The organism is Phormidesmis priestleyi ULC007, assembly GCF_003003695.1.
Classification (GTDB): Bacteria; Cyanobacteriota; Cyanobacteriia; order Leptolyngbyales; family Leptolyngbyaceae; genus Phormidesmis_A; species Phormidesmis_A priestleyi_A.
This window is the reverse complement of the sequence record NZ_PVWG01000035.1, coordinates 36750-48331: the sequence shown is the minus strand read 5'-3', so window position 1 is coordinate 48331 and position 11582 is coordinate 36750. Positions and strand designations below refer to the sequence as shown.

General features: G+C 49.0%; 14 protein-coding genes. 9 read left to right on the top strand and 5 right to left on the bottom strand.

The features are described 5' to 3' along the window. From C7B65_RS28505 to C7B65_RS20340, 9 genes are all read left to right on the top strand, one after another. The coding region (locus C7B65_RS28505) for a hypothetical protein (protein WP_219898671.1) at positions 1–215 on the top strand (215 nt) is incomplete at its 5' end. 2 nt (positions 216–217) lie between these two features. After that, positions 218–397, top strand: a complete 180-nt coding sequence (locus C7B65_RS20380; protein WP_425320471.1) for a type II toxin-antitoxin system HicA family toxin — start codon at positions 218–220, stop codon at positions 395–397. Then, a complete protein-coding gene (locus tag C7B65_RS20375) occupies positions 397–609 on the top strand; it encodes a type II toxin-antitoxin system HicB family antitoxin (protein WP_073074482.1) in 213 nt (70 codons plus the stop codon). Before C7B65_RS20380 ends, C7B65_RS20375 begins: the two co-directional genes overlap by 1 nt. Positions 610–876: 267 nt before the next feature. Further along, positions 877–1773 carry a HAMP domain-containing protein gene (locus C7B65_RS20365; protein WP_083583154.1) on the top strand — a complete coding sequence of 299 codons (897 nt, stop codon included), beginning with the start codon at positions 877–879 and terminating at the stop codon, positions 1771–1773. Between the two features lie 165 nt (positions 1774–1938). Further along, complete coding sequence (locus C7B65_RS20360) at positions 1939–2496, top strand: sensor histidine kinase (RefSeq protein WP_223257464.1); 558 nt, start codon at positions 1939–1941, stop codon at positions 2494–2496. A gap of 89 nt (positions 2497–2585) precedes the next feature. Then, complete coding sequence (locus C7B65_RS20355) at positions 2586–3743, top strand: anhydro-N-acetylmuramic acid kinase (protein ID WP_106254110.1); 1158 nt, start codon at positions 2586–2588, stop codon at positions 3741–3743. A 101-nt stretch (positions 3744–3844) separates the two neighbouring features. Continuing rightward, entirely contained in the window at positions 3845–4291 is a 447-nt protein-coding gene (locus tag C7B65_RS20350; RefSeq protein WP_073074484.1) for a hypothetical protein, read from the top strand. Between the two features lie 183 nt (positions 4292–4474). Continuing rightward, positions 4475–6001: a serine/threonine protein kinase gene (locus C7B65_RS20345; protein ID WP_073074485.1), complete on the top strand. Its 1527-nt coding sequence runs from the start codon at positions 4475–4477 to the stop codon at positions 5999–6001. Positions 6002–6142: 141 nt separating this feature from the next. After that, a complete protein-coding gene (locus C7B65_RS20340; RefSeq protein WP_073074486.1) occupies positions 6143–6694 on the top strand; it encodes a Uma2 family endonuclease in 552 nt (183 codons plus the stop codon). 38 nt (positions 6695–6732) lie between these two features. Here C7B65_RS20340 and C7B65_RS28870 read toward each other — a convergent pair whose 3' ends face one another. The 5 genes from C7B65_RS28870 to C7B65_RS20315 all read right to left on the bottom strand — a co-directional run bounded on the left by C7B65_RS28870 (position 6733) and on the right by C7B65_RS20315 (position 11532). Continuing rightward, entirely contained in the window at positions 6733–7695 is a 963-nt protein-coding gene (locus tag C7B65_RS28870; RefSeq protein ID WP_244913252.1) for a MarR family winged helix-turn-helix transcriptional regulator, read from the bottom strand. 89 nt (positions 7696–7784) lie between these two features. Continuing rightward, positions 7785–8285, bottom strand: a complete 501-nt coding sequence (gene sixA / locus C7B65_RS20330; RefSeq protein WP_073074487.1) for a phosphohistidine phosphatase SixA — start codon at positions 8283–8285, stop codon at positions 7785–7787. A gap of 51 nt (positions 8286–8336) precedes the next feature. After that, positions 8337–9815 carry a DHH family phosphoesterase gene (locus tag C7B65_RS20325; protein ID WP_244913251.1) on the bottom strand — a complete coding sequence of 493 codons (1479 nt, stop codon included), beginning with the start codon at positions 9813–9815 and terminating at the stop codon, positions 8337–8339. A gap of 41 nt (positions 9816–9856) precedes the next feature. Next, positions 9857–10354: an HNH endonuclease gene (locus C7B65_RS20320; protein WP_073074488.1), complete on the bottom strand. Its 498-nt coding sequence runs from the start codon at positions 10352–10354 to the stop codon at positions 9857–9859. Positions 10355–10449: 95 nt separating this feature from the next. Then, a complete protein-coding gene (locus tag C7B65_RS20315; protein ID WP_073074489.1) occupies positions 10450–11532 on the bottom strand; it encodes a hypothetical protein in 1083 nt (360 codons plus the stop codon). Positions 11533–11582 lie beyond the last annotated feature (50 nt).

The following is an 11582-nucleotide window of genomic DNA, read 5'->3' as shown; positions in this document are numbered from 1 at the left end:
TTCCCGCATTCCTCACTCCTGTTCATCCCGCCATAGAAGGACTTCGATTTTTCTCCCTCGACATCACAACACTCAAGTTATTAAGATTATCTGGCAGCGTTCAGAACCGGGTTGCCTCGGAATTATCTGTAAGACAAGGTTTTGAGGCATCTGCTCAGACGAAACAAGTGCTTGCGTTGACAAGTCTCTGTCCTCTCCCTAAGCTTGAGATATGAAGGTGAGGGATCTCATCAAACTGATTGAGCAAGATAGCTGGTATTTGGCTCGGACACGGGGCAGCCATCGTCAATACAAACATCCCAACAAGCTAGGTCTAGTGACTGTACCCGAAAAACCAGGGGACGACCTAGCGCCAGGAACATTGGATAGCATTTTGAAGCAAGCGGGTTTGAAATAATGCAGTACCTTATTGTGATTGAGAAGACAGAAACTGGATATTCTGCTTATTCTCCTGACCTACTAGGGTGTGTCTCGACTGGGGCAACCCGTGAAGAAGTTGAACAGAATATGCATGAAGCGATCGAGTTTCATCTTGATGGATTGAAGTTAGAGGGTTTAGAGATTCCACAGCCTACGACCTCATCAGCCTATGTCGAGGTCGCAGCCTAACGCTGTGTTGGAGAGCCGACGTATCAAACCTATCTGTTGAAACTAGAGTTTGTCTGAGTCGGCTCAACTGTGTCGTTATGCCGCAAGTTCTCGGTCAAGACGTTATCACAACGTCTTTTGGTTGTAGCCCACACAGAGCAAGAAGGTGATCCAGACGACGACCCCGATAAACTGATTCTGGCGCATCTTCGTGTCTCTCTTCAAGAAGTTAAAGAGGGAAAAACTCTTACGCAGATTTCGGCTTTATTTAATCCACAATCCTAAGTCATGAAGTTACGTTCCTTTCGATTCCGAATTGCTCTGATGGCTGCGATTTTGGCAGGAGGCGCACTCGTCGGGTTTGGAGTGCTTTCTTCGTGGCTGATTTATGAGGCAAAAGTCAGCCGCCTGGATGCAGAACTAGAAAGTCAGTTGATTTTAGCGGGTCGCCCCCGATCGCCCGATCGCTGGCAGTCTTATGAAGCCTTTCTTCCAAGAGCGTTTGAAACCAGCACCAAAAACGCGATCGCGCTCCTCGTGATCGGAGGCGATGACACAGTGCTTTATCGCTCACCCGCATGGAACCCAGATCTCAACATTACCAACCTCTGGACATCGCGACCACCGAGACCTATGCCGACTGCTCCACCGACGGTCGATCGCGTTCAGCCCGATGCTTTGCGTCCCTCCGATCGACTGCCCCCTACGCCTCGCTTCATCACACAACGCACCCCTAGCGGAGCTTGGCGCATGGGGTCAGTCACCACTCCCTTTACTCAAGTAGCGATCGCCGTCAGCTTAAACGCGATTGATCAAGAAATGGCAGTGATTCGCAATATCTTTTTGATTTCGATTCCAGGAGTGCTGTTGTTGGTAGCAGGCGGCGCATGGGCGATCGCGGCAAACAGTTTGCGATCAATTCACCAACTCACCACGATTGTTGGCAGTGTCACCGCCAGTGGACTAGAACAACGGGTGCCGATCGGGTCAACCGATGTTGAATTTGTCCAATTAATTCAGGTAGTTAACCAGATGTTAGAACGTCTGGAACGCAGTTTTAAACAATCTTCTCGCTTTAGTGCAGATGCCGCCCACGAACTCAAAACGCCTCTCGCTATTTTACAAGGAGAGCTAGAACAAACCATACAACGGGTGCGACCTCTACTTGATACAAAATGCCTATAATCTATATTTGAGAAGGTTTTTGAGTTTCTTCAAAGCAGATATTAAATTTACTCATTGACTTCCACAATAAATTATCAAAAACCTCATGGAACAAAGAACCGAGAGTTTCCTTGGGACATCAGATAGAGGTCGCACCCCATACAACAAGCCGAGCCAGGGTCAGAGGTGCAGCAAAGTCTGAGCAACTTGCTCGATGAAGTTCGCCGTCTGAGTGGCATTGTCCGCAAACTACTGTTGTTGTCTCTTGCAGACGCAGGGCAGATGTCTCTCTATCGAGTTGAGGTAGATTTGTCTCGCTTGTTAATCGAGATGTTAGAAGACATTGAACTGCTGGCACCGCACTTAGATCTTCAAACAGAAATTGCCGATCGCTTGTTCGTGCAGGGCGATCACGACTTACTTGTGCAGGTGTTGCAAAATCTGATTAGCAATGCGATCAAATATAATCTTCCCAACGGCTGGATTCGGATTGTAGCTCGTCGTCAGAATTCAGTCATCTTGATGACCATCAGCAATCGTTCAAACGAGATTTTAGCGAATGATCGCCATCGCATCTTCGATCGCTTTCATCGTGGCGATCCTGCCCGCACTCGCAAAATAGAAGGACTCGGATTAGGGCTAAGTCTGGCACGAGAAATCGTACAGGCACACAACGGGCATCTTACCCTCGACATGACCCCGCCCGGAGAGACTGCATTTACCCTGACCTTGCCTACTCACTGAAGTGATTCTAGACAATCAAATCAGCCGTGTGCTTGCTCAAATGCATCGACCTACCTATGATTGCAAATGAGTTGTGGAGCAGAAAATCGATGCGGGTAATCGGACTAATGAGCGGCACTTCTGTCGATGGAATTGATGCAGCGCTGGTTGAAATCTCAGGCAGCATTCACGATCTCACCGTCCAGTTTTTAGCGGGAGAAACCTATCCCTATCCCTCTGATCTCAGAGAAAAAATTCTGGCAGTTTGTGGCGGTGCAGCGCTGTCAATGGCAGACTTTGCTCAATTAGATGACGCGATCGCCACTCAATTTGCTCAAGCCGCGCTGTCGATTCAAAATGGGCAGGCGATCGCAGATCTGATCGGCTCTCACGGACAGACGGTTTATCACCAACCTCCGCTTAAAAAGGAATTAGGGTATAGCCTTCAATTGGGGCGAGGCGCAACGATCGCTGACCAAACTGGCATCACCACCGTCAGCAACTTTCGAGAAGCAGACATCGCGATCGGTGGACACGGTGCCCCCCTTGTTCCGACTGTCGATGCCGCACTGCTCAGTCACCCAACCTACAGTCGCTGCGTTCAAAACATCGGCGGCATTGGCAATGTAGCTTATCTGCCTGCAACGTCTGCAACTCAACCCTCCCCCATGCGCGGCTGGGACACCGGGCCCGGAAACGTGCTGCTTGACCTCGCAGTCGAGCACCTCTCTCAGGGATCAAGAACCTACGACCAAGATGGAGCTTGGGCAGCCACCGGAGAGCCATGTCAAGCGTTGGTCGATCGCTGGCTTCAACAAGACTTTTTTCAACAACTGCCGCCCAAATCTACCGGGCGAGAACACTTTGGACAGAGCTATCTGCAAACCTGCTTGATCGATGCCAATGCCTATCAACTCAATCCTGCTGAGATTCTCGCCACCCTTACCGAACTCACAGCCGCCTCGATCGCCCACAGCTATCGCACCTTCCTGCCCCAAATGCCCGATCAGATTCTGCTCTGCGGCGGCGGTAGTCGCAATTTATGCTTAAAGCAAAGAATTCAATCTAGGCTCAGCGACATTCCAGTCATGACCACTGACGAAGCTGGCTTAAGCGCAGACTTTAAAGAAGCGATCGCTTTTGCGGTGTTAGCTTACTGGAGGCATCGGAAGATCCCTGGTAATTCTCCTGAAACCACAGGTGCCTCAAAAGCCGTGCTTTTAGGTGAAATTAACTACGCTCGTGAAAACTTTCGCGTGATAGCATAAGGTGCCATTAGACTCACTGGCACACGATCGGGCGTAAGCTGATAAAACTCCCAAATCTGCCAGCCATCTAGTTGATCTAAATTGAGGCAAGGAATGGCACCGTGACCCACACCTTTTTAATACAACCAGGACGGTGGACTCTTCAAGGAAGCTGGTTAGAACGTCATGGTATGCCGATTACGGTCAAAGGTAGAACCATTGTTGCTTGGAGCCGCGACGACTGGTTTACGATCGTCACAAAATTGGTCTTTCCCAACGCCGATCGTGACGAAATTAGCTCTCAATATAGAGGGCGCTTAGATTCTGGAGAACGGCGCTATACCTTTGTGCTGCAACACAGTTTGCTCGGTCGCGTCGAAGGCGAAGGCTGGGTTGCCCCTGAATCGCTCGTGCAGCGCTATTGGGTGTTGGGCGATCGTCAGCGTCGCAGTGGTTTTGAAACGATGGTGCGTCTTGACGACAATAAATATTACCTTTCAAGCGGCATTCTTTCGGGGCACTACTTAACCAGCGCGATGGAAGCCACCCTCGAACGACAACCAGAATAGCAGTCTCCCGTTACTTTGTGCGAGAGCGTGTCCATAATTAAATTTATGAAGGGGTATCACTCTTTACCTCTAACCAGTCTGAGCGATCGAGAAATTCAAACTCTACAATAGAGTATCAGACTGAATTTGACGGTCAAAACTAGCACCCTCTACTTTCACCCCGTGCAGAATCGTTCACCTTCAATGACAGACCTCAACAGCGAATCTCTATTGACTAATCGCTATCGGCTCATGGAGTTGATAGGGCGCGGCGCAATGGGGCAGGTTTACAGAGCCGAGGATGTTTTGCTGGGCGGCGTGATCGTCGCAGTTAAGTTTTTGGCCCAGACCCTTCTGACTCCTCGAATGCGCGATCGCTTTCGCAGTGAAGCTCGCACCTCGGCGCTCTTGAGCACCAAAAGTATGCACATCGTCCGAGTGATGGACTATGGAGTTAATGATGAAGGGGTGCCTTTCTATGTAATGGAGTATTTGCAAGGTCACAGCCTCAGTGAGGTGATCACCACTCAAAACCTGCCGCTGCCGCGATTTCTCAGCATCGCGCGTCAGATTTGCCAGGGGCTTCAGTGCGCTCACCAAGGAATCGCGATCGATGGCTCGATCTATCCGATTATTCATCGCGATGTCAAACCTAGTAATATTTTGGTCAGCCAAGATCCCAGTTGGGGCGAACTGGTCAAGATTTTAGACTTTGGGATTGCTAAAATTCTGCAAGCCGATGCTAATCAAACCAGCTCGTTTATGGGCACCCTTGCCTACTCGTCGCCTGAGCAGATGGAAGGCAAAGAGCTAGATTCTCGATCGGATATTTATGGTTTGGGGGTGATGCTATTTGAGATGCTCACAGGCAAAATGCCGCTTCAGGCAGAAACCCATTCTTTTGGCAGTTGGTATAAAACGCATCACTTTCAGGTGCCGCGAAGCTTTGAATCGGTCAACCCCAATCTCAAGGTTCCTAAAGTTTTAGAGAGCCTGGTGATGAGTTGTCTGGCAAAGTCAGCCAACGATCGTCCTCAAACCGTTGGCGAAGTCTTAAAAGCGCTAGAGCCATTAGAGCAGCGCTATAACGCGACTCGTCAGATCAGTCACCGCATTGGTGAAGCCTTGCTCAGGCGACCAGTGGCGGCTCCGGTTCGCGACCCTGAAGCGCTTTCGCCCGATGAGGCGTGTCAACTGACGACGTGGCCTCAAAATAAGCCGATCGCTCAAATTGTCTTTCCTCATGTGTTGAAAACGAAGCGAGAGGAAATTGCAACAGTTTGGGTGATGCTACCACAGCAGGAAATTGAGAATATTCAGTTAGGCAAGCTTTATAACAAGCTCTATAAAAACTTTTTGTGCTGCATGTCTCCGCACCCAATGATGCTGTGGATGACTGCTCTTTATAATCAACTTCACCATAAAAAAATAGGCCCACGTTGGTTGCGCTGCTATCTAGATTTAAAGGCGGTTGAGGGTCGGCAAATCATCCGTCTTCTAGTCGAACGCAAGCAATATTATGTGCTGTTTTTTGCCCTTGAAGACCCTCATCACTGTGCTTATGTGATGCCAGTCACGCTCAATGATGCTCAACTGGCTCAACTTCAAACCTGGACTGTAGACAGTCAAACCTGGCGCTCGATCGGAAAACCTACCCTCAGCAAAGACATTCTCAAAGGAGAATTTGAGAAGCTCAAACTTAAAATCACTGGGGATTTAGAAAATCAGTAAGAATATTAGGTCAGGACTTACGCATTTTGCCAAAACCTCGGAGGTTTAAGCCACTCTGTCGGTCACGATGCTTGATTCTTGGTTAAAACCTCCGAGGTTTGCGTCAGTCCTATAGGTTATGAGAACTGTATTGGAGGGCTTATGCCACTCACTGCTACCGATCTAGAAATCTTCCAGCAGCAGCTTCCTGACTACCAGATGGAATTAGTGGATGGAGAGATCATTGTCATGAGTCCATCTGGATTAGAGCCTGATGAAATTGCGCTAGAAATTGGGCGGCAACTCGCGAACTGGGTCAGACCTCGCAAACTTGGACGAGTGGCAGGTTCGAGTGCTGGCTTCAAGCTCCCCAACGCGAATGAGGATGTTCGCGCCCCTGATTGCTCCTTTGTCAAGGCAGAGCGTCTAAAACGAACCACACAGGACTTTGCGCGGTTAGTACCTGATCTCGGTTTTGAAGTGGTATCGAAGTCAGACTCGCTAGAAAAGCAGCGTCAGAAAGTCAAATTTTACCTGTCATTAGAGATGGTGGTTGGGGTAGTCGTTGACCCCAGAACACGAGCCGTCGAAGTATGCCGTCCTGGGCAGGACGAGGCGCAGATTTTGAGAGACGGAGATATCTTGACTCTTCCAGAATTGTTTCCAGGATGGGAGATGGAGATTTCGAGTATCTGGGCACCAGAGTTTGACTAGCTGTTTGTTCACGCACTTTTTGCAAATGTTCTGCCTGATCAACTGAGATTAACGATCGACTCATTGACCCACTGCGAAAATTGCGCTTGCTCAGATGCAGAAATGCCTTGCATGGTTTCTCCAACCACTTTGATCGCCACGGGCGGCAGCACTTCGCTGAGTTCTCGTCCTGCCGGGGTGAGCCAGATTCGCCAAACTCGGCGATCGTGGGGGTCTCTTTCGCGACGGATCAGGTTTCGTTCTGCCATGCGATCGAGTACACCTGTTAGAGTCCCACCCACTTGCTGAAGCTGATCGCTAATATTTGAGGTTGCCAATCCGTCTTCTTGCCACAGACAACAGAGCACCACCCAATGAAAAGGCGTTAACCCGATCGGCTCTAGCTCTTCCTGAAAACTGCGGGTCACTAGTTGAGCTAAAAGTTTGATGCGATACCCCAAGCTACAAGGAGCCAGAATCTCTTGCCAGCCTTGCCCACCGATCGGAACGGGGACGGGTAGGCTGGACAACTTTTCAGAACTGGGGATCGCAAATCGCTGCACATTGACGAGCATACGATCGAGCAGTTGAGACAGACGCTCTCGGTCTTCATAAGAGATGCCTTGTAGCGCGACTTCTCGCAGCTCGACCGCGATCGGGGGCAAGATGTCTTGTAATTTCCGACCCTCATCGGTGAGCCAAATTCGCCAAACTCGCCGATCGTGAAGATCTCGCTCACGGCGAATCAGGTTGCGCTCTGCCATGCGATCGAGCACACCCGTTAAAGTGCCGCCGACTTGTTGCAGGCGATCTCCTAAAGTCGAGGTTGCCAGCCCGTCTTCTTGCCACAGACAGCAGAGCACTACCCAATGAAAAGGCGTTAACCCAAAGGGTTCCAAGCGTTCTTGAAATTTGCGCCCTGAGAGTTGGGAGAGCAGTTTGATCCGATACCCAATTCCGTAGGGCGCTAAACTGCTTTGCACCTCTGACAGAGGTTGATGTTGAGGGGGCAAGGAAACCATCTAGCTTTGAGAATTACTTAGAACACTTAATAATAGATAATTTTACTGAAGACTGTTGTAACAAACAGATCAAACTTAGTGAAGAGTTCTTAAGCTGTGAAAAACCGAGGCGGAGTCAGCCAAAATAGCTGGCTGTGGGCGATCGGCGAACCCGATAAAGGAAGCGTTAGCCCGATCGCGCCCGCTTTTTTGAGAATGAGTTTGCCTTGAGCGTTGCCCCAGATTAGTGTCTCAGCCCAAGTACTCAAGTCTGGCTCATGCCCAACCAGTGCCAGAGACTTTTCGGATGCTTTCCAGTCTTCTAACCAATCTATCCATGTCTGGATATTACCACCCGGCGCAAGATAGGCAGCTTCTTTGAGATGTTTGCTTAACCCAACTTCTTGAAGAATCTCAGCCGTTTGCTCTGCCCGAACTAGCGGACTCGTCAGAATCAGATCAAACTGCAAATCCAACTCGCTCAACCGCTTGGCAATTTGACGAGTTTTGCGCTTGCCCTCCTCAGTTAAAGGACGCTCACGATCGTTTTCATAGTCGCCATGCTGTCCGGCTAAACCGTGACGAATCAGATATAGATTAAACGTTGACATAAAAAAAGGGTAGAACGCTCTTCCTTACGTTCTACCCTTTTTTCAGAGGTTTTAATTCACGCCTTTGGGATAGTTTTGTTCTGGGTTGACCAACCGCAGCAGTTTTTGTTTGACCTGAGCATCATGAACACTCCATTTCATCTTGGCGTAATCGCTGTTTTCGGTGAAGCCAGACAAAAAGCCCATCGGAATCTCAAACCCACCTGCCTGCAATCGTCCGCCGCCAAAAAATCGCCCTTGAGCATCTTGCCCAAAAGCTTCTTTGATAAACTCGTCGGGATCAAGGGTCAGTTTATTCGTTCTTAAAGAACCGACCACTACCTCTAGTTCCTCGTCTTCATCGTGGACGATGCCATAAACGACAGCAGTGTGAACGTTTTCCTCGGTGACTAAGAAATCAGCGGCTTGGGGGATCGCATCGCGATCGTCATAGCGCAAATAGCCAACTCCAGCGATCGAGAAGTTATTGTGCACGGTGCGATTTTTGAGCGATCGCTCGATCACATCCATCACCTGTTTTGAGCGAGACGATTGCAGCACCGCATTCAGCAACTGAGCGTCATAAAAGCGGCTCAAATAAGCGGCTGCCAAAAAGTCTTCTTCTTGAGCCTGCATCAGGCGATTGGTATCCGACCTCAACCCATGCATCAGCGAGGTAGCACACTTGACGTGTTCAGTCAAATTATTATCGAGTTTTAGCAGCCCAGACTGAAGATATTGGGTCAAAATCGTGGCAGTTGCACGAGTGTGGGGACGGATATCAATAAATTCCGCCTTCATGTCGTCTTGCATACTGTGATGGTCAATAACAACAGCGATCGGCACACCAGCCTGCTGCATAGACGTAAACAGTTGGCTAGTGGTTCCCTGATTGTCGATAAACACACAGCCTTTATAGAGCGACAAATCTTTGGTCTTGAGCGATTGCACCGTCCAGCGTTGCAGCGGCAACCCGGTTAGCTTGACCAGCGCAATATTTTCTTGATGACTGAGCGTTCCCGCATAGACGATATCGCACTGAATCTCATATTTTTGGGCAATCAGCTTATAAGTCCACGCCGAAGACAGCGCATCGGGATCAGGAAAGTCTTGCAAAATCACAACTTGACGATCGCCGCGATGACGCTCTAGAAGCTGCCGAAATGCGTCTATTTTTTGCTCTTGTTCGGGCGATCGAGCCGCATCGTAGGGAAAGCGACCCCGATGTTCACTGACGTATCCCCCACCATTTGCCACTTTTGCAGCAGGTTCAAGGGCGGAGTAGTCAACCGTCGAACTCAAGCCAGACGGAGGATCTGGTTCCATTGTGATTAGCAAAGTATTAAGCGATGGACTCGAATCAGGTTGCATAGTGGGTGGCACAGGGGAGAAAGCCAGGATGCTGCCCTGGTAGGGCATTTCTGCCAGTTTGTAAAGAACCGTTAACCGCTTGACGCGATCACTTCTTTGATCTTCGCAAAAAAACGCAAAAAACGGTGAAATTTGTTGACGGTTCTCCCCCAAGATTGACCAAGCTGGGATAACGTTCACAACTTAAGCAAAACCCCCACACCAAACAAGGTAAGAGGGGGTTAGATACCGATGACGTATTTACGCCATTCTTGGTTCACGCCATTTTTAACGTGTTTAGTGACTTCAAAGTAGAGACTGCTGTAGGGCTTGCGGGGCTGATATTGCAAAGGCATATTGGCCTCTTTGGGGGTGCGACTGCCTTTTTTGACGTTGCAGCGCACACAAGCAGTGACAATATTTTCCCAGGAATCACCGCCACCGCGCGATCGCGGAATCACATGATCGAGCGTCAGATCATCCCCCGAATAGCCACAATATTGGCAAGAATGGCTGTCTCGATGCAGCAAATTCTTTCGAGTCAGGGGAATTTCTTTGTAGGGAACGCGGACATAGTGACGCAGCCGGATCACCGTTGGCAGCGGAAACCCTGAATAAACATATTTACCGTTATGTTCGACCTGCTCTGCTTTGCCCTTAATCAACAAAACGACCGCTCGTCGCCAACTGGTTATGTTGAGCGGTTCGTAGGAGGCATTAAGCACCAGAACCTTGCCCATTGATGAATTTATTGAGACATTATTAGCCCCGATGCTAACACATAAAATCTAGGGACGATATGTAGTGAGGAATTAGGAGATAGAGAGAGTGTTCGCTAGTGACATTTCAACTTTGCCGAGTTAATTTGAAACTGCACGCTCACAATCTTATTTTTACCAGGGAGTTCTTGAGCGCCCAAAATGTACCCTTCTTGCTTTAATTCTTCAACGGTTCGCCAAAAAATTTGATTGTTTCGAGAGGAATTGCTGCCTAATAAATCTAAGTTCTTAAACAGATATTGCTTAGAAATTACAACATATTGACCCTCTTGAAGAATGTCCCATTTCATGCGACTTGCTAAGTAGATCAAGAGCTTTGTTTTGTAATCACTTTTAGCGTTGCTGCCTAACTTTTGAGTGATATCGATCGTGTTAGCAAATAAAACAGAATCTCCGGTGCGAGCAGGCCCATCAAAAAACTCTAGAGAAATCGTATAAGCGTCTGCTAATTCGTAGGTATAATCGGCAGCTTTGCTGAGATCAAAATCACGCGGCACGTGATCAATTTCGTAATCTTTGATCCGCAATACGCTCTTGATCATGACTTTAGCACCCATCGTTTGAGTCCCTTTTCTAAACGATTGGGCTAACACTAATTCAGTGCGGTGAAGCGAGACTAAATCGCAGTTAAGTTGCGATCGCAGCTTAGATGCAAATCCACCGTCTTTAGTGCGTGTATAGCCCAAAATTTCTAACAAATCGTTGGATCGAAAAGTGACGATCGCGCCGTTGCCCTGCTGTGCAGCCAGCTTGTAAAGATAAAGCACGATCGACACCTGTCGGGGGTTGAGAAACGTCAGCAGTGCCGCAAACAAACGCTGAGTTTTGCGGTCTTGAATTTTCTCTAGCCCTTTGCTGATGCCTTTGTGGGCGCAAACGCTCCAATCTAACTTGGCATATTCGGCTTTGAGGTCTTCCCACTCTTCGGCAGAAAGATTTTCGAGCGGCACTCGACGAATCAGGGTGAGTTCGCTAGTCTCTCTAGGGTCTGCCTCAACGCGCACTTCTAGGTAGTAACCGTCTGCGTCAGAGCGCAAGATCGGGAGTTGCAAATCTGGGTTTTTGAGAGATGCGGCAGCCCTGGGCAACACCATCAAAAGCTGCCCATCAACCGGGAACGTTGCCTCTAATTTTTTCATCGATCGGAGATAAAGGGACGGTAGCGCATGAGGGTCGTGGCTAATGGCTA

What these genes read in the sequence shown, in the direction of transcription:
- C7B65_RS20375 (WP_073074482.1), top strand. Translation starts at nt 397, where the DNA reads ATGCAGTACCTTATTGTGATTGAGAAGACAGAAACTGGATATTCTGCT.
- C7B65_RS20365 (WP_083583154.1), top strand. Translation starts at nt 877, where the DNA reads ATGAAGTTACGTTCCTTTCGATTCCGAATTGCTCTGATGGCTGCGATT.
- C7B65_RS20355 (WP_106254110.1), top strand. Translation starts at nt 2,586, where the DNA reads ATGCGGGTAATCGGACTAATGAGCGGCACTTCTGTCGATGGAATTGAT.
- C7B65_RS20345 (WP_073074485.1), top strand. Translation starts at nt 4,475, where the DNA reads ATGACAGACCTCAACAGCGAATCTCTATTGACTAATCGCTATCGGCTC.
- C7B65_RS20340 (WP_073074486.1), top strand. Translation starts at nt 6,143, where the DNA reads ATGCCACTCACTGCTACCGATCTAGAAATCTTCCAGCAGCAGCTTCCT.
- C7B65_RS28870 (WP_244913252.1), bottom strand. Translation starts at nt 7,695, where the DNA reads ATGGTTTCCTTGCCCCCTCAACATCAACCTCTGTCAGAGGTGCAAAGC.
- sixA (WP_073074487.1), bottom strand. Translation starts at nt 8,285, where the DNA reads ATGTCAACGTTTAATCTATATCTGATTCGTCACGGTTTAGCCGGACAG.
- C7B65_RS20320 (WP_073074488.1), bottom strand. Translation starts at nt 10,354, where the DNA reads ATGGGCAAGGTTCTGGTGCTTAATGCCTCCTACGAACCGCTCAACATA.
- C7B65_RS20315 (WP_073074489.1), bottom strand. Translation starts at nt 11,532, where the DNA reads ATGAAAAAATTAGAGGCAACGTTCCCGGTTGATGGGCAGCTTTTGATG.